Raw genomic sequence first — 26670 nt, 5'->3', positions numbered from 1 at the left:
CGACCGCCGCGACGAGCGGCCGCGCACATCCCTTCCCTTGCAATCGCGGCGACTATCGCCGCGATTGCCATTTCCGAATTGCAGCCTGCGCAGTCGCCGCCTAACGTTTACACGATCGACTCCGCACGACCGTCACCCGACCTGAAAGGACGCCCCGCCATGCCAAGCCGCTTTCCGACACGCGACATGCTGCGGGCCCTCGCGGCCGGCCTTTCGTTCGCGGCCTGCACCCTGCCGGCCTACGCCGACGATGCAACCGGTCTCGTGCCGCCCCAGCCGGCGTCGCCCGTGCTCTCGACGACCGCGACCGGCGTTCAGATCTACGCATGCGAATACGACGCCGGACACCGGCTCGCATGGGCATTCCAGCGCCCGGAGGCGATGCTGTTCGACGCCACCGGCGCGCTCGTCGTCCGGCACGGCGCGGGGCCGTCGTGGGAAACGCTCGACGGCAGCCGCATCACCGGCAAGAAGCTCGCGGAAGCGCCCGGCGCGCGCCCGGGCAGCATTCCGCAGCTCCTGCTCGCCGCGACGCCGGCCGCAACCGGCACGCTCGCCGGCGTGCGCTTCGTCCAGCGGCTCGATACCGTGGGCGGCACACCGCCGGAGGCGACGTGTGCGACCGAGCATGCGATCGGCCGCTTTCCGTATTTCGCGCGATACGTGTTCCTGAAGTAACGCGCGGCGGCATCCCGAAGCGCGGACGCCGCCGTCAGCGTGCTGATCACCACGTCCGTTTGATCAGTGATCCTGCATTTACCGATCGGATGCCCGACGCATGCATCGTCATCGATCCGGTCACGCGCGAGGCCCCGGTATCATCCGGACTCACGTTGCGCACGGCGGCGCGGCGCGTCACGCGCGGCCGCATTCACGCACCTGCGCGGCCTCGATGAAAGACATTCGTAATCCCCGATGCCTCACCCGCTCCCGCCCCGCCCGCCGACCCAGCGTTCAAATAATCGCCTTAACGGATTCGAACTAGGCGTATACACGCGTTCCGCGACGACGAAGCCCCGTTGCACGCCGATATAAGCGCTGCGACATGCGCTGCATGCTCTTCCCCCAATGGGACGTGATGGGCCGTTCGCCTAACCTTCGCTACGGCAAAGCACACGTGACGGGGTCGACCACGCCACGCGTCGTACGACGCGGCACACGCGCACCCTTCGACGCGCGGACGACGACACGAATCACGCGTGATGCGTCCCCACGACGCTGCCGATAATTTCAACCAGATACGAGACACCCTGACGACGGCCTGCCACAGGCCGTTTCAGCATGCTGATAAAGGAGCAAGCTCATGAGTGATACCCCGGTGCAGCCGACGGTCGGCGTCGGCGCGGAAGAAACGGACTTCGGCACCAAGGGAGTCATCGACCGGTACTTCGGCATTTCGTCGCGCGGCAGCACGCAGCGTCGCGAAATCGTCGCGGGCGTGACCACTTTCCTCGCGATGGTCTATTCCGTGTTCGTCGTGCCCGGCATGTTCGGCAAGGCCGGCTTCGACACGAGCGCGGTATTCGTCGCGGTCTGCCTCACCACCGCGTTCGGTTCGCTGCTGATGGGCCTGTGGGCGAAGCTGCCGATCGCGATCGGCTGCGCGATCTCGCTGACGGCGTTCACCGCGTTCGGCCTCGTGCTCGGCAAGGGCCTGCATCCGACCGTCGCGCTCGGCGCCGTGTTCCTGATGGGCCTCGTGTTCACGGGCATCTCGGTCACCGGCGTGCGTTCGTGGATCCTGCGCAACCTGCCCGCGGGCGTCGCGCACGGCACCGGGATCGGCATCGGCCTGTTCCTGCTGCTGATCGCGTCGAACGACGTCGGCCTCGTGATCAAGAATCCGGGCGCCGGCCTGCCGGTCTCGCTCGGCCAGATCACCGCGTTCCCGGTCATCATGTCCGTCGTCGGCCTGGCCGCGATCTTCGGGCTCGAAAAGCGTCGCGTGCCCGGCGGCATCCTGCTCGTCGTGGTCGCGATCTCGCTGATCGGCCTCGTGTTCGATCCGGCCGTGAAGTATCGCGGCATCTTCGCGCTGCCGTCGCTGAGCGCACCGGGCCACGCATCGCTGATCGGCGCGATGGACATCAAGGGCGCGCTGTCGATGGCCGTGCTGCCGAGCGTACTCGCGCTCGTGATGACCGCCGTGTTCGACGCGACCGGCACGATCCGCGCGGTCGCGGGCCAGGCGGGCCAGCTCGACGAGAACGGCCGCATCATCAACGGCGGCCGCGCGCTGACCGCCGATTCGATCAGCTCGATCTTCTCCGGCTTCCTCGGCGGTGCACCGGCCGCGGCCTACATCGAGTCCAGCGTCGGCGTGGCCGCCGGTGCGAAGACGGGCCTCGCGGCCGCGGTGGTCGGCGTGCTGTTCCTGGTCGTGATGTTCTTCTCGCCGCTCGCGGGCCTCGTGCCGTCGTACGCGACGGCCCCGGCGCTGATGTACGTCGGCCTGCTGATGCTCGGCAGCGTGAGCAAGCTGCACATGGACGACATGGTCGATGCGATGTCGGGCCTCGTGTGCGCGGTGTTCATCGTGCTGACCGCGAACATCGTGACCGGCATCATGCTCGGCTTCTCGACGCTCGTGATCGGTCGCATCGCCAGCGGCGAATTCCGCAAGCTCAACGTCGGCACCGTGCTCATCGCGGCCGTGCTCGTCACGTTCTATCTCGGCGGCTGGGCGATCTGACCGCGCATCGTGCGCGACGTCGCCGGCAGAAGGACGGCGCGCATCGGGACGACACCGTCTCCTCCACCATCGTCGTCGATGGCCTCCGGCCTGGAAACGCACGTTTCCGGGCCTTTTTTGTCGGTGCGGCCGGCGTTGCGGCGCGCTGTCCGGCGAGACGGAAGGCGGCAGGTGGCGCGTCGCACCGCGAGTCCGAACGCGGTGCTACGATCGCATTTTGTCCTCCGGAACGACCATGAATCCGTTCGGCATCGTCTCTGAATCAGACACGCGAACCGCGGCGAGCAAGCCACCGTTCATCCCGTCGTTCGGTTTCGTCGAAGTTCATGAATCGCGGCCGATCGACGCGCCGCCGTCGCGCATCATCGACGCCGTGGCCGCGCTCGACATGCGCGCCGATCCGGTCATCGACGCGTTGCTTGCCGTGCGCGAATCGCCGGCGGCCATCGCGCGTGCGCTGGGCAACCGCCCCGCCGAAGCCGCACGCGAACGCTTTGGCTTCGATACGTTCACGCTGCTGCATCGCGACGACACGTCGCTGTCGCTGGGGCTCATCGGACGCTTCTGGCGCCCGACGCCCGACGTGCGGACGATCGACGACGCCGCGGCCTTCGTCCGGCACGACGATCCGCGCGACGCGAAGCTGGTGCTGCGGTTCGAGGTCGTCGGACTGTCGTCCGGCACGCGCCTGCTGCGCACCGAAACCTTCGTGCACTGTCCGAGCACGCGCACGCGCCTGCTGTTTCTGCCGTACTGGCTCGCGATCCGGCTCGCGAGCGGCTGGATCCGCCGCCGCACGCTCGCGGCCGTCGAACTGGCGCTTGCCTGACACACCGGGCCGCCACGATAACTTCACGCGGTGTGTCGTCACGCGGCGCATCTCGACGACGTCACGCACCGCACGCACCGTCATCTGCAATCCTGATCGCCGCGCCGCGCCTTGCGGTTTTTGTTCCGCCCGGCGTTCGCCGTCGCGGCGCGCTACCCTATCGATCTTCGCGCCGGCGCCCCGCCCGCCGCCAGATCCGAACCGATCGATGACCCGCATCCGAAACCACCTGAACATCGCGCAGCTCCAGGCGTTCGTCTCCGCCGCGCATCACAAGAGCCTGCGCGCCGCCGCGCGCGAACTCGGCGTCACGCAGCCCGCGATCACGCATACGATCCGCGAACTGGAAACGGCGCTGAACGCGGAACTGCTCGCGCGCAGCGTGCGCGGCGTAGAGCTGACCGCGTGCGGCCATGCGCTGCTGCCGCGCGCCGAGCAGTTGCTCGGCGACATGCGCCGCACCGTCGAGGCCGTCGAGCAGGTGAAAGGGGAAATGTCCGGACGGGTCGCGGTCGGCACGATGCCGTCGATCGCGCTGACCGCGCTGCCGCACGCGGTCACCGCCTTCCGCCGGTCGATGCCGAACGTGAGCCTGCATCTGGAGGAAGTGACGGTGCCGGACGCGCTCGCGCAATTGCGCAACGGCACGCTCGACATCGCTGCGATGCACCATGTGCCCGCGCTCGACCGCGATCTCACGCAAGTGCCGCTGCTGTCGACCGAATTCACCGTCGTGATGCGCGAAGGCCACCCGCTCGCGCACGCGCGCCGGTTAGAGGAATTGCTCGACGCCGAATGGATCGTCACGGTCGGGGCCGAGCAATTCCCGCACAGCGTGATGGTCGGCATGTTCGAGGCGCGCGGGCTGCCGCTGCCGAAGCGCCTGCTGCGCTCGCCGATGTCGTTCGCGGTGACGCTCGGGCTCGTCGCGCGCTCCGACGTGATCGGCTGCTTCACGCGCCCGCTGGCCGCGATGGTGGCGCCGCTCGGGGTTCGCACGGCCAACCTCGACGAAAGCATGCCGCGCTTCGACCTGTCGATCATCGCGCGCCGCGACCTGCTGCCGACGCCGGCCGTGTCGCAATTCGTCACCTGTCTGCAGCGCGCGGTCAACGAAACGCTCGGTTGAATCGTTCCTTCGTCTGAAACGGTCGCGCGCAGCATGCGCGGCCGTCGGGTCCGGTATCGGGGCATGTCCTAGGCGCCCTGCCGGTATTTTGTCTTGATAATCTTGCGCACGTCGCGCGCCCGCATCGGGCAGCGAAACGGACAGTCCGACGCGAAGCCGCGCCGGACCGAAGGCTTACGGCGCGGCACAACCGCGCACCCATCGAACAAAACGAGGAGTCACCGAGTGAAAAAGATTCTTGCGGCTGTGACCGTAGCCCTGCTCGCCGTATCGGCCGGCACTGCATACGCGAAGGACTGGACGACCGTGCGCTTCGGCGTCGACGCAAGCTACCCGCCTTTCGAATCGAAAGGCGCCGACGGCAAGGTGGTCGGCTTCGACGTCGACCTCGGCAACGAAATCTGCCGCCGCATGAACGCGAAGTGCGTGTGGATCGAAAACGACTTCGACGGGATGATCCCGGCGCTGAAGGCACGCAAGTTCGACGGCGTCCTGTCGTCGATGTCGATGACGCCGGCGCGCCAGGAACAGATCGCGTTCTCGTCGAAGCTGTTCAACACGCCGACGCGCCTCGTCGCGAAGAAGGGCGCCGGCCTGATGCCGACGGCCGAATCGCTGAAGGGCAAGTCGGTCGGCGTCGAGCAGGGCACGATTCAGGAAACCTACGCGAAGACGTACTGGGCCCCGAAGGGCGTGAACGTCGTGCCTTACCAGAACCAGGACCAGGTCTACGCGGACCTGATCTCCGGCCGTCTGGACGGCGCGCTGCAGGACGCGGTGCAGGCTGAAATCGGCTTCCTGAAGACGCCGCGCGGCGCGAGCTTCGATTTCGCCGGCAAGGACATCGACGATCCGAAGACGCTCGGCAACGGCGCCGGTATCGGCCTGCGCAAGGAAGACACCGACCTGAAGGCGAAGATCGACGGCGCGATCGCCGGCATGCGCAAGGACGGCACGTACGACAAGATCGCGAAGAAGTACTTCGATTTCGACGTGTACGGCAAGTAACACCGCGCAACGCGCGCTTCGCATCCGCGCAGACGGGCTCCGGAAGGAGCCCGTTTTTTTTGCCCGCGCGCGCCGAAAGACCGCGTGGCACGCGTGAGCGAAGGGCCGTGGCGACGTTATTTTTTACGCAACAACCCGATGATTCGTAAGGGAAATCGACTTGCCATGTACGCGGTTTGATAGGTTCGCGGAAGGCAACGTACAATCGATCTTCCACGCATACCGGATCACTCGCGGCTGCGCCGCCCTCCCCTCATCATGCAAACGCAGACCCATCCGCTGATTTCCCCCGCCGTCGGCACCGAACGCCAGATCACGAGCTTCCACTACGGCCCGCGCGGCGGGAAGAAGGTCTACATCCAGTCGTCGCTGCACGCGGACGAACTGCCCGGCATGCTGGTCGCCGCGCTGCTGCGCCGCAAGATCGCCGCGCTCGAGACGGCCGGCAAGCTGCGCGGCGAGGTGGTCATCGTCCCTGTGCCGAACCCGATCGGCCTGTCGCAGCACGTGTTCGGCGATCACCTCGGCCGCTTCGAGCTCGGCTCGATGCAGAACTTCAACCGCAATTTCCACGATCTCGCAGCGCTCGTGATGCCGCGCATCGAAGACCGGCTGACGAACGACGCGCAGCGCAACGTCGCCGCGGTACGCGCCGCGATGCGCGAGGCGCTCGACGAACAGAAGCCGCGCACCGAGCTCGAATCGCAGCGCCTCGCGCTGCAGAAACTGTCGTTCGACGCCGACATCGTGCTCGACCTGCATTGCGACAACGACGCCGTGATGCACCTGTATACGAACCCCGATCTGTGGGAAGACGTCGAGCCGCTGGCGCGCTATCTGGACGCGCAGGCGTCGCTGCTCGCGCTGAATTCGGTCGGCAATCCGTTCGACGAGATCCACAGCTTCTGCTGGTCCGATCTGCGCAGCCGGTTCGGCGATCGCTTCCCGATCCCGAACGGCGCGATTTCCGTCACGGTCGAACTGCGCAGCGAGCGCGACGTGTCGTACGAGCTCGCGGAGAAGGATTCGCAAGCGATCGTCGAATACCTGACCGAGCGCGGCGTCATCGACGGCACGCCGGCGCCGCTGCCGCCGCTCGCGCATCCGGCCACGCCGCTCGCGGGCACCGATCCGCTCGTCGCGCCGGTGTCAGGCGTGATCGTGTTCCGCACGCCGGTCGGCGCGTGGATCGAAGCCGGCCAGGACGTCGCCGACATCGTCGATCCGCTGACCGATCGCGTGATCACGCTGAAGAGCAGCGTGTCGGGCGTGCTGTACGCGCGCCAGGTCGTGCGCTTCGCGACCGCCGGGATGGAAGTCGCGCGGATCGCCGGCGCGACGCCGATCCGCACCGGGTCGCTGCTGTCGGCCTGAGCCCCCGAGCGGCCCGAGCGGCCGGCCTGTGCGCCGCATCGCGGCGCGCCAACGAAATCGCCCGCTTGCGCGGGCGATTTGCTTTTCGGTCCGGCGCGATGCCCGGCGACGCGGCCGGGCAACGGCCGACGTTCAGAATGCCGGCACGATCGCACCGCCGAACTTCTGGTCGATGAACTTGCGCACGTCGTCCGATTCATAAGCCGCGACGAGCTTCTTCACCCACGGCTTGTCCTTGTCCTGCGCGCGCACCGCGATCAGGTTCGCGTACGGCCCGCGCAGATCCTCGATCGCGATCGCATCCTTCACCGGCGTGAGGCCGGCCTTCACCGCGTAGTCGGTGTTGATCGACGCGGCGTCGAGGTCGGGCAGCGCGCGCGGCAGTTGCGCGGCGTCGAGCTCGACGATCCTGATCTTCTTCGGATTCTCGGCGACGTCGAGCGGCGTCGCGTTCACGCCGTTCGTGCCAGCGCCCGCCTTCAGCTTGATCACGCCGTATTTCTGCAGCAGCAGCAGCGCGCGGTTGCCGTTCGACGGATCGTTCTGGATCCCGACCTTCGCACCGGTCGGCAGATCCTTCAGCGACTTGAGCTTCTTCGAATAGAAACCCATCGGCGCCGTGTAGGTCAGCCCGACGTTGACGATCCGGTAGCCGCGCTGCTTGATCTGGCTGTCGAGAAACGGCTGGTGCTGGAAACCGTTCGCGTCGAGATCGCCCGCGTCGAGCGCCGCGTTCGGCTGCACATAGTCGTTGAATTCGATGACCTTGATCGCGAGGCCTTCGCGTGCGGCGACTTTCGTCACCTCGGTCCAGATCTGCGCGTCGGGGCCGCTCATCGTGCCGATCTTCAGCGTCTGGGAGTCGGCGTGCGCGCCGGGCGCGGCAAAGGCCAGCGCCGCGGCAAGCGCGCCGAGGCCGGTCAGGATCGAACGTCGCATGGTGTCCTCTTGTCCCGTGTCGTTGTTGAAGCGCGCATCGTGGCACGGGGCCGGAACGGCACCAACCAAGCTTATTTCATGTGCATATTCCGGATCCCGATCGAATCTCAGCCGAAATCGGTATAACTCCCCGCTGTACAACCGGGCAGAATCCAGTGTCGCTTCGGCACCACAGATTCGTCATATGACAAAGCCTGTCACATTCATTACGTGGCCCGCCGATAAAGTTGCGACCGGTCCGTGAAAGCGCCCATAGAGAGCGCCGGAACCGCAACTGGACACGCCATTTATTCGCTCGGAGAATCCTTTGAACAAGAAACTGTTGACCATCGCCATCCTCGCAGCAACGGCCGGCGCGGCACACGCACAAAGCAGCGTGACCCTGTATGGCGTCATCGATGCCGGTATCAGCTACGTGAACCACAGCAAGACCGCGAACGGCGGCAGCGGCAAGCTGTTCAAGTACGACGACGGCGTGGCCCAGGGCAGCCGTTGGGGCCTGCGCGGCACCGAAGACCTCGGTGGCGGCCTGAAGGCGATCTTCGTGCTCGAAAACGGCTTCAACAGCGGCAACGGCACGATCGGCCAGGGCGGCGCGATCTTCGGCCGTCAAGCCTACGTCGGCCTGAGCCAGTCGCAATACGGCACGGTCACGTTCGGCCGCCAGTACTCGTTCTCGACCGACATCCTCGGTTCGAACTACTCGACGGGCGGCAACACGGTCGCGGGTAACTACGCGTACCACGTGAACGACATCGACCAGCTCACGTCGAGCCGCATCAACAACTCGGTGAAGTTCCAGAGCGCGAACTACGCCGGCTTCACGTTCGGCGCGTTGTACGGCTTCTCGAACTCGACCGACTTCGCCGGCGCACCGTCGACGACGACGGGCACCACGACGACGGCCGGTTCGTCGCGCGCATACAGCTTCGGCCTGAACTACGCGAACGGCCCGTTCGCACTCGGCGCCGCATACACGGACATCCGCTTCCCGAGCCAGTCGACGCCGGCATTCTCGACGTCGATCGCGAACATCGCGCTGACGAACATCCGCGACCTGCGCACGTACGGCGTCGGCGGCCGCTACATCTTCGGCCCGGCAACGGCATGGCTGCTCTGGACGCGCACGCAGTTCACCCCGATCGCGGCTGGCGCGTCGGGCACGTTCTACAACGCGTATGAAGCAGGCGTGAAGTACGCGATCACGCCGGCCCTGTCGGCAGCAGCGGGCTACACGTACACGAACGCAACGCAAAGCGGCAACTCGGCGCACTGGAACCAGGGCAACCTGGGCCTCGACTACGCGCTCAGCAAGCGTACGGACGTGTACGGCCTGGTCGTCTACCAGAAGGCGTCGGGCAACGGCGTGCAAGCGCAGATCGGTTCGAGCACGAGCTACTTCAGCACGTCGGGCAACGGTTCGTCGAACCAGCTGGCCGCTCGCGTCGGTATCCGTCACAAGTTCTAAAGCATCCGCTTAACTTGTCCGCGCATTTCGCGGACGACGACGGCAAGAAGCGCCCCGCTCCACACGGGGCGCTTTTTTATGGGCTTTTAAGTTTCGCTTAATTCTGGGCTGAGAGGATGCTCTCACCCCCCCTGTTGGCCGCCTGAGCATCGGCGGCTTTTTTTTTGAGACCCACTACGGCACCGCCATCAACTGCCCACAAGACAGGATCGGAGCCCAAGATGATCGAAGATACCGTTTTCAGCCATCTGCACGCGATTCTGACGCGCCGGCATTCGCTGCCGGTCCAGAGCTGCCGCGTGTCGGTCGAAATGCAGCGCCCGTGGGGCCGCCCGTACCGGCTCGTCGAATGGACGATGCATCTCGACGCACCCGCGCGGCGCCAGATCGTGCCGGCCGAATCGACCGACGAGGAAATCGCCGAGGTCGTGGCGTCGCACGTGCCGGGCCGCCTGTACGGCGACGGCCGGCTGCAGTTCTGATTCCCCTCGTTACTCGCCATCACACGCCGTTGCCCGCATCGCGGCCGGCCCGCACGCATCGTGCGGCACTCGGTCTCGTTTGACGCGGCAACGAAGTCTGCTACGCTGCGCGTTTTCGTCCACGCAACACACGATGGAAAACGCATTCAACGAACGCGGCGTGATGGTCACCCGCAACGGCCTGTCGGCCGCCGGGCAGGTCTTCCCGCTGCGTGACATCCGCAACGTCGATGTCGTCAAGATTCCGAAAAATCGCCTCGTGCCCTGGCTGATCTCGCTGATCGGCGTGGCCACCGCCGTCGCAGGCGGCATCGGCGCATCGAGCGCCGCGCTGGTCGTCGGCGTGATGCTCGCGGTCGTCGGCTATCTCGCCTGGACCACGCAGGACATCACCTACCGCCTGATGGTCGAGATGCCCGACGGCAAGCGCGAAGCGCTATCGAGCGTCGACGCCGAATTCGTCGAGCGCGTCGCGCAGGTCGTGCGCGACGCACGGATGGCGACGGCCGCCGGCTGATTTCCGCTGCGCGCGCCGACCACCTACTATGAAATGAGCGGCACGCCGCCGCGTCGTTCGAGGAGGTCGGCATGAACGCCCAATCGCTGTCCGGCATGCTGCGCGCGCAGGAACTGCTGCTCGTCTCGATGATCCGAGCGCTGCCGCCCGACACACGCAGCGCGCTCGTCGACCTCTACGCCGAACAGCTCGCGTTCGCCGAACAGGCCGGCTTCGAAGGCCACGGCGATCGCGCGACGCACGATGCGTTCATCGCGCATGCGCGCAACCTGCTGATTCGTATCGAATCGCTGGCCTAGGGCCAGCCTGCTTTCACCGCATGTCTCGCCGCGCGCGGCTCGCCCGATCCGCGCCGACGGCGCGCGTCCGCACGCGCCGCTTTTCGTCCTTGTATTGATAATAATTCTCATTTACACTGGCGAAACTATCAATTCCCTTTCAACTCGCCGTTCGCCGCCAGTCGCGCGCGAACGGGCCAGCCAGGTGAACGCGTCACCCAGCCAGCCTTCGGGCTAGTCATCGTCAATGGGAGACCACCTGTGCATTGCCATCCACTCGCGCGGCAGCCGATCTGTGCCGCGTTGTTCGGCGCGTTCAGCCTGTCCGCCGCCCCGGCTCATGCCGATTCGCCGCCGCAAGGCGCCAACCCGCCAGCTGCCGTCCTGACCGCAGCCGCGTCCACGCGCGGCGATGCGGCGCTGCTCGACCCCGTCACCGTCACGGCCACCCGCACCGCCACCGCCGCGAGCCGCACGGCCGCGTCCGTGTCGGTGATCAGCGACGACGATCTCGAGGAACAGCAGGTCACCAACATCAAGGATGCGCTGCGCTACGAGCCGGGCGTCACGGTGCGCCGTACCGCGTACCGCCCCGGCAACGCCGCGCTCGGCGGCGGCCGCGACGGCGATTCGAGCATCAACATCCGCGGCCTCGAAGGCAATCGCGTGCTGCTGATGGAAGACGGCATCCGCCTGCCGAACGCGTTCTCGTTCGGCCCGCTCGAAGCCGGCCGCGGCGACTACGCCGATCTCGACATGCTCAAGCGCATCGAGATCCTGCGCGGGCCGGCGTCGGCGCTGTACGGCAGCGACGGGCTGACCGGCGCTGTGAACTTCATCACGAAGGATCCGCGCGACCTGCTGTCGATCTACGGCAAACCCGTCTACTTCTCGTTCAGGCCGAGCTACGACTCGGCCGACCGCAGCATCGGCGCGACCGTGTCAGCCGCGGGCGGCAACGATCGCGTGCAGGGGATGATCATCGCCGATGGCCGGCGCGGCCACGAAGTCGACACGCGCGGCGGCGACAACTCGGCGAGCACGCTGCGCACCACGTCGAATCCGCAGGACGTCTATTCGGAATCGCTGCTCGGCAAGCTCGCGCTGACACCCACCACGCGCGACTCGATCAGGTTCACCGCGGAAACCGTGCAGCGGCGCGTGAGCACCGACGTGTTGTCCGCGATCAATGCGCCGACCACGCTCGGCCTCACGACGAACGACCGGCTCGAGCGCAACCGCTTCAGCGTCGACTACGACTTCCGCGACGACGCGTTCCGCTGGTTCCAGACCGCGCACGTGCAGTTCTATTATCAGGACGCGAAACAGGACCAGTACGCGTTCGAGACGCGCGGCCGGCAGCCTTCGCGCTCCCGCGACAACCAGTACAAGGAGCGCACGTTCGGCGGTGCCGCGTTCGCCGAAAGCGGCTTCGCGACCGGCCCGTTCGCGCACAAGCTGCTGTATGGCGTCGACGGCAGCGTGTCGCGCGTGACGAACCTGCGCGACGGCACGGTGCCGGGCGTCGGCGAAGCGTTCCCGAACAAGGCGTTCCCCGACACCGACTACACGCTGTTCGGCGCGTTCGTGCAGGACCGGATCGGCTATGGCCGCCTGCTCGTCACGCCGGGGCTGCGCTTCGATACGTACCGCCTAAACCCAACGCAGAACGATCCGCTGTTCACCGGCACCGCGGTGTCGACGAGCGCGAACGAAGTGTCGCCGCGCGTCGCGGTGCTCTACGAGATCACGCCCGCGGTCATTCCGTACGTGCAGTACGCGCACGGCTTCCGCGCGCCGACGCCCGACCAGGTGAACAGCAGCTTCTCGAACCCCGTGTACGGCTACACGTCGATCGGCAATCCGAACCTGAAGCCCGAGACGAGCGACACGTTCGAAGCCGGCCTGCGCGGCAAGGCCGGCACCGGCTACGGCATCGTGCGCTACAGCGCGGCCGCGTTCACGGGCCGCTACCGCAACTTCATCTCGCGCACGACGATCGCCGGCAGCGGCCGCCCGGCCGATCCGTTCGTATTCCAGTACGTGAACTTCGCCGACGCGCGCATCCACGGCCTCGAAGGCCGCGCCGAATGGGCGATGCCGAACGGCATCACGCTGAAGACGGCGATGGCGTTCACGAAGGGCTCGACGCAGAACGACGGCGCGGCGAGCCAGCCGCTGAACACGGTCAATCCGTTCTCGGCGGTGTTCGGCGTGCGCTACGAACCCGGCGAACGCTGGTTCGTGCAGACCGACCTGCTGTTCCAGGCCGCGAAACGCGACAAGGACATCGACAAGTCCGACTGTTCGAACAAGACGTGCTTCTCGCCGCCGTCGTCGTTCGTCGTCGACCTGCGCGGCGGCTACCGCTTCAACAAGCACGTGAGCGCGACGATCGGCATCCGCAACCTGTTCGACCGCAAGTACTGGAACTGGTCGGACGTGCGCGGGATCGCCGCCGATTCGCAGGTGCTCGATGCGTATACGTCGTCCGGCCGCACCGTCGCGGTCAGCATGAAGGTCGATTTCTGATGCGCGCCGCCCGCGCTGCCACCCCAACCGTTACTTGAAGGAGTCCGACATGATGCAATCCGCCCTTCCCGGTCAGCCGGCCACGCCGGCCCGCGCGCCCGCCGCGTTGCGCGACGCGTTCATCAAACTCAAGACCGAGCGCCAGCTGCGCAACCGCGACGTCGCGCAAGCGCTCGGCGTCAGCGAAGGCGAGGCGCTCGCCGCGTTCGTCGGCGAACACGTCGTGCGGCTCGACGCGCGCTTTCCGGCGATGTTCGAGGAAATGCCGCGCCTCGGCCGCGTGATGGCGCTCACGCGCAACGACACGGCCGTCCACGAGAAAGACGGCGAATATGCGCAGATGAGCCATGACGGCCCGGTCGGCCTCGCGCTCGGCGACATCGACCTGCGCATCTTCTACCGCCACTGGGCGTCGGCGTTCGCGGTGCACGACGAAACCGCGCACGGTCCGCTCAAGAGCCTGCAGTTCTTCGACGCGCAAGGTCATGCGATCCACAAGGTCTACCTGCGCGCGCACAGAGATCACGCGGCGTACGACGCGTTCGTCGAACGCTGGCGCGCGGCGTCGCAAACGCCGGGGCTCGACGTCGCGCCCGCCGCGCCGAAAACGCCCGAGCGCGCGGACACCGAGATCGACGTCGCGGGCTTTCGCGCCGCGTGGGACGCGATGACCGACACGCATCAGTTCTTCGGCATCACGCAGCGCTTTGGCGTGAGCCGCATGCAGGCGCTGCGCCTCGCCGATCCGCAATATGCGTATCCGGTCGAAGCGGCACACGCGCTGCGTCACGTGCTCGAACGGGCCGCGTCGAGCGGCCAGCCGATCATGGTGTTCGTCGGCAATGCGGGCATGATCCAGATCCACACGGGCCCCGTCGCGAACGTGCGCGAGGTCGGCGCGTGGATCAACGTGCTCGACCCGGGCTTCAACCTGCATGTGCGCGAGGACCTGATCGCCGCCGCGTGGGTCGTCAAGAAGCCGACGAGCGACGGCATCGTCACGTCGCTCGAGCTGTTCGACCGGCAGGGCGACCACGTCGCGCTGCTGTTCGGCGAGCGCAAGGCGGGTCAGGTCGAACGCGACGACTGGCGCGCGCTCGTCGCGACACTGCCGTCGGCGGCGCGCGGAGACGCACGGTGAGCGCGCGATCGTTCCTGCCGCGTCGCCGCGTCGTGCTCGCGAGCGCGGTCGCCGGTGCGCTCGCGGGCGCGCTGCCCGGCCGAGCGCGCCCGCAAGCCGCGCAAAAGCGCGTCGTCGTGATCGGCGGCGCGCTCGCGGAAACCGCGTTCGCGCTCGGCGGCGCCGACGCGCGCGGTTACCGGCTCGTCGGCACCGACACGACCTGCACGTACCCGGACGCCGCGAAACGCCTGCCGAAGGTCGGCTATCAGCGCGCATTGTCGGCCGAGGGGCTGCTGTCGCTGCGCCCCGATCTCGTGCTCGCGTCGGCGGAAGCCAGCCCGCCTGCCGCGATCGCGCAAGTGAAAAGCGCGGGTGTCGCGGTGACGACGTTCAACGAGCGGCATGACGTCGACTCGGTGCGCGCGAAGATCACCGGCGTTGCACAGGCGCTCGACGTGCGCGACGCGGGCACGGCGCTGCTGCGGCGCTTCGATCGCGACTGGCAGGCCGCGCGCGACGCGATCGCCACGCGCGTGCCCGGCGGCGCGCAGCCGCCGCGCGTGCTGTTCGTGCTGAACCATACGGGCAACCAGGCGCTCGTCGCCGGCCAGCGCACGGCCGCCGACGCGATGCTCCGCTACGCGGGCGCGCGCAACGCGATGCAGGGCTTCGATCACTACAAGCCGCTGACGACCGAGGCGCTGGCTGCCGCCGCACCCGACGTCGTGCTGATCTCCGACGAAGGGCTCGCGGCGGTCGGCGGCCGCGACGCGCTGCTCGCCGCACCCGGCTTCGGCGCGACACCGGCCGGCCGCGCACGGCGCGTCGTGTCGCTCGATGCGCTGTTCCTGCTCGGCTTCGGCCCGCGCCTGCCGCTCGCCGTCACGACCCTGCACCGGCGCCTGTCGGATGCGCTCGCCTGATTCCGGATCAACACGATGCCCGCTCACGCTTCACCTTTCCCCGCGCGGTCGCACGTAGCGCGCACGGGCGCCGCACGCGTCGGCGCGACACGCCGCATCGCGCCCTTCGCGCTGGCCGCGCTCGCCGTCCTCGTGTGCGCCATGTCCGTCGTCGCGCTGTGCGTGGGCGCGTATCGCATTCCGTTCGCGGAAGCCTGGGCCGCGCTGAGCGGCGACCCGACCGCGCAACAGGCACGCGCGGTGCTGGTCGACATCCGCGCGCCGCGCGTCATGCTCGCGCTGCTGGTCGGCGGCGGCTTCGGCGCGGCCGGCGCCGCGATGCAGGCGCTGTTCCGCAACCCGCTCGCCGATCCGGGGCTCGTCGGCGTGTCGAGCGGCGCGGCGCTCGGCGCGACGACGACGATCGTGCTCGGCCCCGCGCTGTTCGCCGCGCATGCAAGCGCGGTCGCGCTGCCCGTCGCCGCGTTCGCGGGCGCGCTCGCGGTCGCGGCGCTCGTCTACCGGCTCGCCGCGTCGCGCGGCCGGCTCGCGCTGCCGCTGCTGCTGCTCGCCGGCATCGCGATCAACGCGCTGGTCGGCGCGGCGATCGGGTTGCTCACGTTTGTCGCCGACGACGCGCAACTGCGCTCGCTGACCTTCTGGAGCCTCGGCAGCCTCGGCGGTGCGCAATGGTCCGCGCTGGCGGCCGTTGCACCGTGCGTCGCGATCGGCTGTGGGCTGCTCGCGCGCGATCGTGACGCGCTCAATGCACTGCAGCTCGGCGAGACCGAGGCGTTGCATCTCGGCGTGCCGGTGCAGCAGCTCAAACGGCGCGTGCTCATCGCGGTCGCGCTCACGGTCGGCGCGCTCGTATCGTGCGCGGGCGTCATCGGTTTCATCGGCCTCGTCGCGCCGCACTGCGTGCGCCTCGCGTGCGGCGCCGACCAGCGCGTGGTGCTGCCCGGCGCCGCATTGCTCGGCGCGCTGCTGACGCTCGCCGCCGATCTCGCCGCGCGCACCGCCGCCGCGCCCGCCGAGATTCCGCTCGGCGTGCTCACCGCGCTGCTCGGCGCGCCGTTCTTTCTCGCGCTGCTGTGGAAAAGCCGCGGCGCGCTCGGCGGCTGATCCTTCATTCGCTCATCATGCTGACCGCCCAACATCTCGACGTCGCCCGCCGGCACCGCATCGTTCTGCACAACCTGTCGCTGTCGATCGAACCCGGCCGCGTGACCGCGCTGCTCGGCCGCAACGGCGCAGGCAAGAGCACGCTGCTGAAGACCTTGGCGGGCGAACTGACCGGCAGCGTCGCGCCGCACGGCGTGCGCGTGACCGGCGACATCACGCTGAACGGCGAACCGCTCGCGCGCATCGACGCGCCGCGGCTCGCGTGCCTGCGCGCCGTGCTGCCGCAGGCCGCGCAACCGGCGTTTCCGTTCAGCGTCGACGAAATCGTGCTGCTCGGCCGCTATCCGCATGCACGACGCAGCGGCGCGCGGCACGTGATCGCACATCGCGATCGCGACATTGCGTGGCAGGCGCTCGAACGCGCGGGCGCCGAGACGCTCGTCGGCCGCGACGTCACGACGCTGTCCGGCGGCGAGCTCGCACGCGTGCAGTTCGCGCGCGTGCTCGCGCAGCTGTGGCCGGACGACGACGCATCGGAAAACGGCCCGCGCTACCTGCTGCTCGACGAACCGACCGCCGCGCTCGATCTCGCGCATCAGCACCGCCTGCTCGACACCGTGCGCATCGTTGCGCGCGAATGGCGGCTCGGCGTGCTCGCGATCGTCCACGATCCGAACCTCGCCGCGCGGCACGCGGATACGATCGCGATGCTCGCGGACGGCACGATCGTCGCGCAGGGCGCGCCGCGCGACGTGATGACGCCCGCGCATATCGCGCAGTGCTACGGATTCGCGGTGAAGATGGTGGAAACGGGTGACGGGTCGCCACCGGTCATGGTGCCGGCGTAGCGCACGCGTGTCGTCGCATCCGTGCGGCAGCCTCACTCAATGCTCGACGTCCGCGACGCCGAACGTCCGCATTTTCCATCCGAGCCGCACCGCGAGCATGCGCGTCGTGAAGCCCGCCGCCAGCGCGACCATCGACGCCAACCCGGCATCGATGCCGAGATGCTGGCTCCCGACGTACAGCGTGCCCGTGAAGAATGCGACGCTCGCATACAGTTCCTCGCGCAGGATCAGCGGCATCTCGTTGCACAGCAGGTCGCGCAGCATCCCGCCGCACACGCCGGTGATCGCACCGGCCAGCACGACGATGATCGGCGCGCTGCCCGTCGCCGCGCCGATATCGCAGCCGATGATCGTGAACGCCGCGAGACCGATCGCGTCGACGGTGACGAACAGCGTCTTCATCCGCGCGACGTGCCGCGCGGCCCACGACGCGACGGTCGCCGCGACGAGCGTGATCACCAGATATTCGGGATGCGCGATCCAGCCGAGCGGATAGTGGCCGAGCAGCACGTCGCGCACCGTGCCGCCACCGAGCGCCGTCACCGCGCCGACGAGCGCGAGCCCGAAGCGGTCCATCCCGCGCCGCATGCCCATCAGCGCGCCCGACATCGCCTCCGCGACGATCGCGATCAGATAAAGCGTATGCATCGCGCGCCTCAGTCTTCGGTACGGAAGAGGTCGAGCACGCGTTCGCGCTCGGCCGCATCGACGGCCGCGGGCATCGGCTCGTCGGGCCTGCCCTTTTCGCCCGAAGCATCCGGCGCCTCGGCCGCCGGCGCGCCGCCGCACGCGAAGCGGCTGCGGATGTACGACGGCACGTCGGCCGTGCACGTGCCGCGCGTGTATTCGGCGTACACGAAATCGCCGTCGACGAGCGCGACGTCCTGGGGCGGCGTCGCAGCGACCTGCGTGCGTCCGTCGACGGCCGTCTTCATGTAGTCGAGCCAGACCGGCAGCGCGAGCGTCGCGCCGGTCGCGCGCCCCATCGGGCGCGGCGTGTCGTAGCCGAGCCACGCGACCGCGACGATGCCCGACGAGTAGCCGGCGAACCAGACATCCTTCGATCCGTTCGACGTGCCCGTCTTGCCGGCTGCGTCGTCGCGGCGCAAGGCGAGCGCGCCACGCGCGGTGCCGGCCTTCACGACGTCGCGCAGCATGCTGTCCATCACGAACGCGTTGCGCGCCGACACGACGCGCGCGCCTTCAGGCGTCGTCGCCTCGTACATCGCGCCGCCGTGACGCTGCTTCACCGACAGGATCAGGCGCGGCTCCATCCGCGTCCCGCCGTTCGCGAACACGCTGTACGCGCTCGCGAGTTCGAGCGGCGTCACCGCGCCCGCGCCGAGCGCGAGCGGCAGCGACGCCGGATTGCGCTGCGCGTCGAAGCCAAAATGCACCGCGTGCTGCTGCACGTAGCGCGCGTCGGTGGCCTGCATCAGGCTGACCGCGACCAGGTTCTTCGAGCGCACGAGCCCGCGCCGCACCGGAATGAAGCCCTCGTAGCGGTTGCCGAAATTGCGTGGGCGCCACGGCCGCGCGCCGGTTTCCTCATGGGTCAGCGTGCGCTGCGTGTCGTCGACCAGCACGCCCGGAAAGTAGCCCTTCTCCAGCGCCGCCGAATAGACGAACGGCTTGAAGCTCGAACCCGGCTGGCGATACGCCTGCAATGCGTGGTCGAACACGTTGCGGTTGAAATCCGCGCCGCCGACGAGCGCGAGCATGTCGCCCGTCGCCGCATCCAGCGACACGAGCGCGCCTTCGAGCCCGCTGCGCGCATCGCGCCTCGCGCGCGGCTGCCGGTTCAGCGTGCGCTGGAGCGCGGCTTCGGCCGCGCGCTGGTCGCGCATCGAGATCGTCGTGGTCACGTCGAGGCCGAGCGTATAGGCGTCGTCGTGAAAGCGCTCCACCATCATCCGGCGCGCGCGCTCCGCGACGTACGGCGCCGCGATGATGCCGGGCGGCGGCGTGGTCGCCAGCGCGATCGGCGCGTCGACCGCCGCACGATAGGTCGCCTCGTCGAGCTCGCCGAGCGCATGCATGCGGCCGAGCACGTAGTTGCGCCGCGCGGTCGCGCGCGCCGGATTGACGACCGGATTGAACGCGGACGGCGCCTTCGGCAATCCGGCGAGCACGGCCGCTTCGCCCGCGCTCAGCGCGTCGAGCGGCTTGCCGAAATACACGTTCGCGGCCGCCGCGAAACCATACGCGCGCTCGCCGAGATAGATCTGGTTCATGTAAAGCTCGAGCAGCTTGTCCTTGCTGTACTCGCGCTCGAGCTTGATGGCCATCAGGATCTCGGCGAGCTTGCGGCTCAGCACCTTGTCGCGCGTCAGGTAGAAGTTGCGCGCAACCTGCATCGTGATCGTGCTGCCGCCCTGCCCCGGCTGTCCCGTCACGACGTTCGCGAACGTCGCGCGCGCGAGGCCGCCGATATCGACCGCGCCGTGCTGGTAGAACTTCGCGTCCTCGGCCGCGAGCAGCGCGTGCCGCATGAGCGGCGGAATGCGTTCGAGCGGCACGAATTCGCGGCGCTCGACGCCGTACTCGGCCAGCAGTTCGCCGTCGCGCGAGAAAATCCGCAGCGGCAGCGCGGGCCGGTAGACGGCCAGGTGCTCGACGGATGGCAACTGCGTCCAGATGCGATCGATCGTCCATGCGCCGATGCCCGCGCACGCGAGCGTCAGGCCGAACAGCGCGCCGGCGAAGATGCGCCATGCGCGGCGGCGCGGCGATGCGGGAGGCGGGGCCGGTGGCGTTGGAGGGTTGGCGGTGTGGTCGGTCATGCAGGCTCCTTCTTCAATGCGGCGAACGCGGGCGCGCAACAGGCGCCCGCCGATCACGGAAGGCGCGCATTGTCGAAGGGATACCGGGATACCGGAACATTCTTTAGCCTAAGTTTGGCTGGCTAAATTTTATTTAGGAATGGTTGCGCGGCAGCCGTGCCGGGTGGCCCGCGCGGCGCACGAGCCGGTTCGCCTGTACCATCGTCTGCATGTTCGACACGTACCTGCGCCTGTGGGACCTCGTTCCCGACGGCGGCCCGATCCTGACCGCGAGCGGCGGCGTGCTGCCCGTCGTCTGGCACGCGCGCCCCGCGATGCTCAAGGTCGCGACCTGCGACGAAGAGCGCCGCGGCAATGCGCTGATGACCTGGTGGAACGGGGATGGCGCCGCGCGCGTGTGGCTGCACGACAGCGACGCGGTGCTGCTCGAACGCGCGCAGCCGGCGCCGACGCTCGTCGGCCTGTCCGCCGCGGGCCACGACGACGATGCGATCCGGATCGCATGCCGCGCGGTCGCGCGGCTGCACGCGCATCGCGCACCGGCAGCGCCCGAGGTCGTGCCGCTGACCGACTGGTTCCACGCGCTGCTGTCGCATGACACCGGCGATGACACGCTGCGGCGTTCGGCCACGGCGGCGCGCCGGCTGCTGGCCGCGCCGCCCGTCGACGACGTCGTCGTGCTGCACGGCGACATCCATCACGGCAACGTGCTGCACTTCGGCGATCGCGGCTGGCTGGCGATCGACCCGAAGGGTTTGCGCGGCGACCGCGCGTTCGATTACGCGAACCTGTTCTGCAATCCCGCACACGACATCGCCGTCGATCCCGCCCGCTTCGCGCGGCGCGTCGCGCTCGTCGCCGAGGCTGCGCAACTCGACCGCCGCCGGTTGCTGCAGTGGATTCTTGCGTGGGCCGGTTTGTCGGCGGTCTGGCTGATCGAGGACGGGCTGTCACCCGATACGCGGCTGCAGGTCGCGCGGCTGGCCGCCTCGGCGCTCGACGCGTAGCGTGCGACGACGGTCCGGCCGCCGCGTCCACTGCATCGCACGGCGGCATCAATAAAAAAACCCGCCGGCATGCACCAGCGGGTTTTCGTGTCCGACGTGCGCGACGCTTAGCGCGCCGGGTTCAGCGTCAGATTCATGTGACGGTTCACGTCCTTGTACAGCAGGTAGCGGAAGCGGCCAGGGCCGCCCGAATAGCATGCCTGCGGGCAGAACGCGCGCAGCCACATGAAATCGCCCGCTTCCACCTCGACCCAGTCCTGATTCAGGCGATAGACGGCCTTGCCTTCCAGCACGTACAGGCCGTGCTCCATCACGTGCGTCTCCGCGAACGGAATCACGCCGCCCGGCTCGAACGTCACGATGTTCACGTGCATGTCGTGACGCATGTCGCTCATGTCGACGAAGCGCGTCGTCACCCATGCGCCGTTGGTGCCCGGCATCGGGATCGGCTCGACATCCTGCTCGTTGGTCACGAACGCTTCCGGCAGCGCAATGCCGTCGACGACCTGATAGTGCTTGCGGATCCAGTGGAAGCGCACGGCGGCATCGCTGACGTTGTGCAGCGTCCAGTCGGCGCCCGGCGGGATGAACGCGTAGCCGCCCGGCTTCAGCGTGTGCTGCTTGCCCTGCAGCGTCAGTTCGGCCTCGCCTTCGACGACGAACAGCACAGCTTCGGCGTTCTTGTCCTGCTCGGGCTTGTCGCTGCCGCCGCCCGGATTCACTTCGACGATGTACTGCGAGAAGGTTTCGGCGAAACCCGACAGCGGACGCGCGATCACCCACAGGCGCGTGTTGGTCCAGAACGGCAGCCAGCTCGTGACGATGTCGCGCATCACTCCCTTCGGAATGACCGCATACGCCTCGGTGAACATCGCGCGATCGGTCAGCAGATCGGTCTGCGGCGGGTGGCCGCCATGCGGCGCGTAATACGTTGTCTTAGACATAAAGCATCCAGGCAATGGGTTGGTCCGGCCCCGGGTCGCAACGGCAGGCGCGGCACGCGCGTGGGGCACGCATGCGACGGCGGGACATCGTTGCCGGGGTGGCTTGAAAGCGCGGGCGCCTTCGTTCGGTCGGCCAGGCTTCGCGACGGGCCCGCCCGGTTCAGCGGGCGGGGCGCCCCATGCTTGCGGGTCCGGCGGCCGGGCCGCGGACACTCGGGGTCATGCGGCGGGGCACGGGGGACGGCACGGTTCGATTCCGTACGCGGGCAGCGTTGACGATAGCGAAGTCGATCCGGATCGACCAATTAAATGTTGCGATGACATCCATTCGATTTCCCACTACCCGCCGTTGCGCGCGATGGCCCGACAACGCGTGCCGTGGACGCGTCGGCGCCTCAGGGAAATCCTGATGACCGGACGGCAACCCGTCGATCGGCGATGGCGAAATGGGGATGGCCGACCCTGCGCGGTTGCATGTCGATGCAACTGGCGATGTCGTCTACAAGCGGGAAAGGTGAAGCGGGAGAGAGCGTGCCAACCCGTCGAGCGGGGCCGGGTATGAACTGCCGAAGGGGATGAAGATCGCCGGCCTTGCCGGCGATGGCGGCCCGGCTGAGGCCGCCGGGCCGGCTGTCGGATCGGGCGCCGACGCGTCGGGCGCGTCGGTGCGCAGGCCGCGCACCGTGCCGCGCCCGGGGCGATCAGTCCCAGTCGCGGTGGTGGCGATGCTTGCGGTGACGATGGCCGCGATCGCCATAATCGCCGCCGCGGTCATACGAGTTGCGCGACAGGTTGCCGCCGAGCGCCGCGCCGGCGCCGCCGCCGACGGCCGCGCCCAGCAGGCCGCCCGTGCGGCCGCCCATCGCGTTGCCGGCCGCGGTACCCGCGCCGCCGCCGAGTGCGCCGCCGATGATCGCGCCGGTGCGCTCGCGACGGTTCGACGTCACGGCACCACCTGCGCCGCCGCCGATCGCGCCACCGATCACGGAGCCGGTGCTGCCGCCGACCGCGCCGCCGACCGCTGCGCCGGCAACCCCGCCGAGCGCGCCGCCGAGCGCGTTGTTCATGTCACCGGCCAATGCCGGCACTGCGGTCGCGCCGGTCAGCACGGCGACGACGAGAGCGGGGGCGATTTTCTTCCACATTCCCGTATTCTTCCTTGTTCGCAATCTGGTTATCGAAGGTCCGCTCGATACGACGATCTGAATCGATCGACGTCGATGCCGGCATTGTGCCGAATCCCGGACCAATTCATTTCAATGAGCTTGCGGCGAAGAATAGCACCGGTCGAGCCTGCTTGCCGTCGACATTCTGGTAACAAGTTGTTTACCGAAAGCGGACCGGAAAAGCTTGCCGAAAACCGCCGGGAACGCCCGCCGGCAGGGGCTCCGGCCATGGTCAAGCCCCGTTTTTCGGCGATGCGGAACGTGCCCGTCGCGCGGGTTCGGACACACGTGGCAACACATCGGCGGCATGCCGCGAGCCGGCGGAATCGCCCGGTCGTTCGCGTCGAAAGAGGGTCAGTACACGCCCGGAATCAGCCGCCAGGTGTGCGCGCAATACGCGTCGTATTCGGCGCCGAATTGCGTGCGCAGCAGCGCTTCCTCGGAACGGATGCGCGCGACGAGCGGAATCAACGTCAACGCGACGAGCAGCAGCCCGACGCCCGAGCGGAACGCCAACGCCCAGCCGGCCGCATTGACGAGCAGGCCGAGATAGCTCGGGTTGCGGATCTTGCTGTAGATGCCGTCCGTCACCAGCGTGTGGCCCGGCTGGATCGCAACGAGCCCGCTGAAGCGCTTGCCGAGCACGAACACGGGCCAGAGGCGCAGCACGCCGCCCGCGACGTAGAGCGCGACGCCGATCCAGCGCACCGTGTCGCCGCCGAAGGTCCACACGTCGAGCCGGTCGGTCAGCGCCGGCAAATACGCGAGCAGGAACCCGCTCGCGCCGAAGGCCGCGAGCACCCAGCGATTGTCGCGGTTCTCGCGTTCGCCGGCGCTCAGGTTGCCTTCGGTAAACATCGCGACGACGGCAAGCGCGAGCGTCGCGACGGCAATGGCGATCAGGGGCGGATGCGAGAAGAAGGCGGCGAACCCGCCGATGCCGAGCACGGCAAGCCCGAGATAGACGAGCGTGGAGACGCTCGCAACGATTGCGAACTTGCGCGTAACGGCCATGGCTTGCCTCGCCGGAGTGGGCTTTCCTGTGAAGTATAGGAACCCGGGCGGGCGATGCGCACGCGCGCCGTCATGCGGCGCGCGAGTTTTCCCTGCGAGAAGCGGCGGCGGCGCGTCGAACGACGCGCTCGATCGACGTGCGGGCTGCGCCCGCGACCGCCGCCGGGTCAGCGAATGCGGAAGTTGCCGCCGATCCCGACGCTGACGGGCGGTGCGTAATAGGCCGGCGCATAGCCGTAATAGACCGGCGCGGGCGCGTAGCCGTAAGGCGGCGCGACATAGCAGCCGGACAGGCCGCCGATCAGCGCAAACGTGATGAGAACTTTGTACATGGCTCGATTCCCGGCGAAGAGGACACGTCGCATCGCGCGAAAGCCGTGCCGTCGCAACCCGTGACGGCCGGCACGAAGAGGCGACCAGCCCTACCTGTCGCGCGATGCGGCAATGCGAATGCGCGGAGTCTAGCGCCGGAGCCGCCAGGCCGAGTTTCGCGAGCGGTTACACGTGTTACGTGGTGTGACCGCTGAAACAGGCGCGAACGGCGTCGCCGCACGCGCCCGCTGGCGCTGCCCGAATCACGAGCCGTACAGGCGTTACACGAAATGCGCGCGGATGCGCTCGGCGAGCGATTCGAGCGTGGCCGCGTCGGCGATGTCGCGCGCGTGCATCCGCAGGTCGACGCCTTCCCAGCGCGGAATCACGTGGAAATGCACGTGCGGGACCGTCTGGCCCGCCGCCGCGCCGTTGAACTGACCGATGAACACGCCGTCCGGCCCGAGCGCCGCGCGCACGGCCGCCGCGACACGCTGCGTCATGCGGATGCCGGCCGCCGCCGCGTCGCCGGACAGCTCGAAGATCTGCGCGGCCGGCTCCTTCGGGATCACGAGCACGTGACCGTCGGCCTGCGGCATGAGATCCATGATCGCGAGCGTCGCGTCGTCTTCGGCGACCTTCACGCACGGCAGTTCGCCGCGCAGGATCCGGGCGAACGGGTTGTTGTTGTCGTAGGACATGGCGTTTTCCGATTTTGCGATTGCGGTTTGACTGGGAACGATGCCGGACGATTATCGGCCGACGGCGGGTCGGATTTCAACTTGTCAGGCCGTGTCGCGATCACGGTGAACAATGCACGTCGGATCGCACGTCGTGTCGCTCGCCGGATGGAATATCCGGCCGTCGCCATTCGTTTATTCCGAGTGCGGATTCGCACGGCAAGACTGCGGATCCGCACCGGACATCCGCCAGCTGCGCAGACCGGCAGCCGGGATGACTGCTCGCGATCACCAACCGGAGTCATGCCATGGACCCTCTCCCCTCCTGTCGTTCGCCCGCCCTCGCCATTCACCCGCCGCTCCTCGCCCACGCCTGTCGCACGATGACGCGCACGCTATATCGCGCGGCTTGCGGCGCCGGGCTCGTCGCGTTGTCGTCGGCATTTGCGTGGGCCGGCGGCAACGACGTCATCCTGCCGGTCTCGTCGGTCACCGCGTCGACCGTGCCCGCCAACGGCGACGTCAATCCGTACGGCATCGCCTTCGTGCCGCGCGGCGTGCCGAGCTGGAGCACGCTCAAACCGGGCGACGTCGTCGTGTCCAACTTCAACGCGGCGTCGAACGCGCAAGGCACCGGCACGACGGTCGTGAAGCTGTCGCCCGGGAAGACGCCGACCACGTTCTTCCAGGGCAGCAATCTCGGCCTGACGACCGCGCTCGCGGTGCTGCGCAGCGGCTTCGTGCTGGTCGGCAACCTTCCCGCGCCGGACGGCAAGACCGTCGTGCCCCCGGGTTCGCTGCTCGTCATCGGTCCGCAAGGCAATCTCGTCACGCAACTGTCCAGCAGCACGCTGCTCGACGGGCCGTGGGACATGACCGTGATCGACCGCGGCCAGCGCGTGACCGCGTTCGTGTCGAACGTGCTGAACGGGACGGTCGCGCGGATCGAACTGGCGATCGACAACAACGGCGTCAGGATGCTGCCGAGTTCGCGGATCATCGCGTCGGGCTACGTGAACCGGACCGATCCCAACGCGCTGGTCGTCGGCCCGACCGGCCTCGCGTACGACCCGAACATCGACGTGCTGTATGTCGCCTCCACCGGCGACAACGCTGTGTTCGCGATCCAGAACGCCGCGTCGACGAATCGCAACGCCGGCGTCGGACGGATGATCTACTTCGACGCGGCGCACCTGCACGGCCCGCTCGCACTGGCGCTCGCGCCGAACGGCCATCTCGTGACCGCCAACGGCGACGCGGTCAACCCCGACCCGCTGCAACCGAGCGAGATCGTCGAATTCACGGTGACCGGACACTTCGTCGCGCAGATGCAGGTCGATACCGTGCCGGGAGCGGCCTTCGGCCTCGCGTTCGGGCGCGGCAGCAAGGGCCAGCCGGAATTCGCGGCCGTCGACGACAACACGAATACCGCAACGATCTGGACACTGCGTTCGGACAACGACAACGCACAATGACGCACCGCGTGGACGGGCCGAATGCGGCCCGTTCGAACCCGCG

Annotated in this window: 25 protein-coding genes; 17 read left to right on the top strand and 8 right to left on the bottom strand. The window is 68.2% G+C overall.

Going from position 1 to position 26670, the window contains the following annotated elements; translation table 11 throughout:
• The first annotated feature begins 159 nt into the window (after nucleotides 1–159).
• From HWX22_RS04880 to HWX22_RS04855, 6 genes are all read left to right on the top strand, one after another.
• Nucleotides 160–678: a DUF3455 domain-containing protein gene (locus HWX22_RS04880; protein ID WP_175915129.1), complete on the top strand. Its 519-nt coding sequence runs from the start codon at nucleotides 160–162 to the stop codon at nucleotides 676–678.
• Nucleotides 679–1303: 625 nt separating this feature from the next.
• On the top strand, nucleotides 1304–2692 hold the full coding sequence (locus HWX22_RS04875) for an NCS2 family permease (RefSeq protein WP_059815004.1): 1389 nt from the start codon (nucleotides 1304–1306) through the stop codon (nucleotides 2690–2692).
• Between the two features lie 235 nt (nucleotides 2693–2927).
• Nucleotides 2928–3521, top strand: a complete 594-nt coding sequence (locus HWX22_RS04870) for a hypothetical protein (RefSeq protein ID WP_059528591.1) — start codon at nucleotides 2928–2930, stop codon at nucleotides 3519–3521.
• Between the two features lie 208 nt (nucleotides 3522–3729).
• Complete coding sequence (locus HWX22_RS04865) at nucleotides 3730–4650, top strand: LysR substrate-binding domain-containing protein (protein WP_175908530.1); 921 nt, start codon at nucleotides 3730–3732, stop codon at nucleotides 4648–4650.
• A 225-nt stretch (nucleotides 4651–4875) separates the two neighbouring features.
• Nucleotides 4876–5658, top strand: a complete 783-nt coding sequence (locus HWX22_RS04860) for an ABC transporter substrate-binding protein (protein ID WP_059528597.1) — start codon at nucleotides 4876–4878, stop codon at nucleotides 5656–5658.
• 258 nt (nucleotides 5659–5916) lie between these two features.
• Complete coding sequence (locus HWX22_RS04855; protein ID WP_059815013.1) at nucleotides 5917–7032, top strand: succinylglutamate desuccinylase/aspartoacylase family protein; 1116 nt, start codon at nucleotides 5917–5919, stop codon at nucleotides 7030–7032.
• Nucleotides 7033–7164: 132 nt separating this feature from the next.
• On the opposite strand, the gene HWX22_RS04850 is transcribed toward HWX22_RS04855, so the two are convergent.
• Nucleotides 7165–7971 (bottom strand): MetQ/NlpA family lipoprotein, encoded by an 807-nt coding sequence (locus tag HWX22_RS04850; RefSeq protein WP_059689331.1) that lies wholly within the window; start codon nucleotides 7969–7971, stop codon nucleotides 7165–7167.
• Between the two features lie 307 nt (nucleotides 7972–8278).
• Between HWX22_RS04850 and HWX22_RS04845 the strand changes: the two genes are divergently transcribed.
• From HWX22_RS04845 to HWX22_RS04805, 9 genes are all read left to right on the top strand, one after another.
• Nucleotides 8279–9439 (top strand): porin, encoded by a 1161-nt coding sequence (locus HWX22_RS04845; RefSeq protein ID WP_059467242.1) that lies wholly within the window; start codon nucleotides 8279–8281, stop codon nucleotides 9437–9439.
• Nucleotides 9440–9660: 221 nt separating this feature from the next.
• A complete protein-coding gene (locus HWX22_RS04840) occupies nucleotides 9661–9921 on the top strand; it encodes a DUF2866 domain-containing protein (protein ID WP_059528608.1) in 261 nt (86 codons plus the stop codon).
• Between the two features lie 133 nt (nucleotides 9922–10054).
• On the top strand, nucleotides 10055–10438 hold the full coding sequence (locus HWX22_RS04835) for a DUF6232 family protein (RefSeq protein ID WP_175915128.1): 384 nt from the start codon (nucleotides 10055–10057) through the stop codon (nucleotides 10436–10438).
• A 71-nt stretch (nucleotides 10439–10509) separates the two neighbouring features.
• Nucleotides 10510–10737 (top strand): hypothetical protein, encoded by a 228-nt coding sequence (locus HWX22_RS04830; RefSeq protein ID WP_059528614.1) that lies wholly within the window; start codon nucleotides 10510–10512, stop codon nucleotides 10735–10737.
• A gap of 240 nt (nucleotides 10738–10977) precedes the next feature.
• Nucleotides 10978–13248 (top strand): TonB-dependent hemoglobin/transferrin/lactoferrin family receptor, encoded by a 2271-nt coding sequence (locus tag HWX22_RS04825; RefSeq protein ID WP_175915127.1) that lies wholly within the window; start codon nucleotides 10978–10980, stop codon nucleotides 13246–13248.
• A 49-nt stretch (nucleotides 13249–13297) separates the two neighbouring features.
• Nucleotides 13298–14389, top strand: a complete 1092-nt coding sequence (locus tag HWX22_RS04820; RefSeq protein ID WP_175915126.1) for a ChuX/HutX family heme-like substrate-binding protein — start codon at nucleotides 13298–13300, stop codon at nucleotides 14387–14389.
• Nucleotides 14386–15294, top strand: coding sequence for a helical backbone metal receptor (locus HWX22_RS04815; protein ID WP_175915125.1), 909 nt, complete (start codon nucleotides 14386–14388; stop codon nucleotides 15292–15294). The genes HWX22_RS04820 and HWX22_RS04815 overlap by 4 nt, the downstream gene beginning before the upstream one ends.
• A 15-nt stretch (nucleotides 15295–15309) precedes the next feature.
• Nucleotides 15310–16398, top strand: a complete 1089-nt coding sequence (locus HWX22_RS04810; RefSeq protein WP_175915124.1) for an iron ABC transporter permease — start codon at nucleotides 15310–15312, stop codon at nucleotides 16396–16398.
• Between the two features lie 17 nt (nucleotides 16399–16415).
• Nucleotides 16416–17246 (top strand): heme ABC transporter ATP-binding protein, encoded by an 831-nt coding sequence (locus HWX22_RS04805; RefSeq protein ID WP_175915123.1) that lies wholly within the window; start codon nucleotides 16416–16418, stop codon nucleotides 17244–17246.
• Nucleotides 17247–17282: 36 nt separating this feature from the next.
• Here the strand turns inward: HWX22_RS04805 and HWX22_RS04800 are convergent, their stop codons facing one another.
• A complete protein-coding gene (locus tag HWX22_RS04800; protein WP_059815035.1) occupies nucleotides 17283–17894 on the bottom strand; it encodes a trimeric intracellular cation channel family protein in 612 nt (203 codons plus the stop codon).
• Between the two features lie 8 nt (nucleotides 17895–17902).
• Entirely contained in the window at nucleotides 17903–20029 is a 2127-nt protein-coding gene (locus HWX22_RS04795) for a PBP1A family penicillin-binding protein (protein ID WP_175915122.1), read from the bottom strand.
• Between the two features lie 209 nt (nucleotides 20030–20238).
• On the opposite strand from HWX22_RS04795, the gene HWX22_RS04790 reads away from it, so the two are divergent.
• Nucleotides 20239–21036 (top strand): aminoglycoside phosphotransferase family protein, encoded by a 798-nt coding sequence (locus HWX22_RS04790; RefSeq protein ID WP_175915121.1) that lies wholly within the window; start codon nucleotides 20239–20241, stop codon nucleotides 21034–21036.
• A 107-nt stretch (nucleotides 21037–21143) separates the two neighbouring features.
• Here the strand turns inward: HWX22_RS04790 and HWX22_RS04785 are convergent, their stop codons facing one another.
• From HWX22_RS04785 to HWX22_RS04765, 5 genes are all read right to left on the bottom strand, one after another.
• A complete protein-coding gene (locus tag HWX22_RS04785; RefSeq protein WP_059608096.1) occupies nucleotides 21144–21980 on the bottom strand; it encodes a bifunctional allantoicase/(S)-ureidoglycine aminohydrolase in 837 nt (278 codons plus the stop codon).
• 701 nt (nucleotides 21981–22681) lie between these two features.
• Nucleotides 22682–23125 (bottom strand): hypothetical protein, encoded by a 444-nt coding sequence (locus tag HWX22_RS04780; RefSeq protein ID WP_059528642.1) that lies wholly within the window; start codon nucleotides 23123–23125, stop codon nucleotides 22682–22684.
• A 375-nt stretch (nucleotides 23126–23500) separates the two neighbouring features.
• Nucleotides 23501–24160: an isoprenylcysteine carboxylmethyltransferase family protein gene (locus tag HWX22_RS04775; RefSeq protein WP_175908541.1), complete on the bottom strand. Its 660-nt coding sequence runs from the start codon at nucleotides 24158–24160 to the stop codon at nucleotides 23501–23503.
• A gap of 167 nt (nucleotides 24161–24327) precedes the next feature.
• Nucleotides 24328–24492, bottom strand: coding sequence for a hypothetical protein (locus HWX22_RS04770; protein ID WP_175908542.1), 165 nt, complete (start codon nucleotides 24490–24492; stop codon nucleotides 24328–24330).
• A gap of 261 nt (nucleotides 24493–24753) precedes the next feature.
• Nucleotides 24754–25173 (bottom strand): HIT domain-containing protein, encoded by a 420-nt coding sequence (locus HWX22_RS04765; protein WP_059689320.1) that lies wholly within the window; start codon nucleotides 25171–25173, stop codon nucleotides 24754–24756.
• A 287-nt stretch (nucleotides 25174–25460) separates the two neighbouring features.
• On the opposite strand from HWX22_RS04765, the gene HWX22_RS04760 reads away from it, so the two are divergent.
• A complete protein-coding gene (locus HWX22_RS04760; protein WP_175915120.1) occupies nucleotides 25461–26627 on the top strand; it encodes a hypothetical protein in 1167 nt (388 codons plus the stop codon).
• Nucleotides 26628–26670 lie beyond the last annotated feature (43 nt).

This window comes from Burkholderia sp. BCC1638, assembly GCF_902833195.1.
In the GTDB taxonomy this organism is placed as follows: Bacteria; Pseudomonadota; Gammaproteobacteria; order Burkholderiales; family Burkholderiaceae; genus Burkholderia; species Burkholderia diffusa.
This window is presented reverse-complemented; position numbering and strand designations above follow the sequence as displayed.